The sequence below is a fragment of the Streptomyces sp. SID11385 genome, assembly GCF_010548245.1.
GTDB lineage: Bacteria > Actinomycetota > Actinomycetes > Streptomycetales > Streptomycetaceae > Streptomyces.
The window spans coordinates 1-238 of sequence record NZ_JAAGLR010000178.1; the positions used below are offsets into that span (position 1 = coordinate 1).

Sequence of the window (238 nt, forward strand, 5' to 3'; positions counted from 1 at the left end):
GCGGACCGATCGCCATCGGCCTCGGCTGGCCGCAGCGCGTCCCCGACGCCGCCCCCGCCTTCGACTGGTCGAAGGCCTCGTCCTGGGAGTTCTTCCCGCTGGACACCGAGGCCTTCCCGTCCGTCGGCCTCGCCCGGCACGTGGGCACCCTGGGCGGCACCGCGCCGGCGGTGTTCAACGCGGCCAACGAGGAGTGCGTGGACGCGTTCCTGTCCGGTCGCCTCGCGTTCAACGGCAT

1 pseudogene is annotated in these 238 nt (G+C 73.5%); it reads left to right on the plus strand.

Features of this window, described 5'->3' with window-relative positions:
• Nucleotides 1-238 (plus strand): annotated as a pseudogene (locus tag G3I42_RS05330) (1-deoxy-D-xylulose-5-phosphate reductoisomerase); the annotation flags it as partial.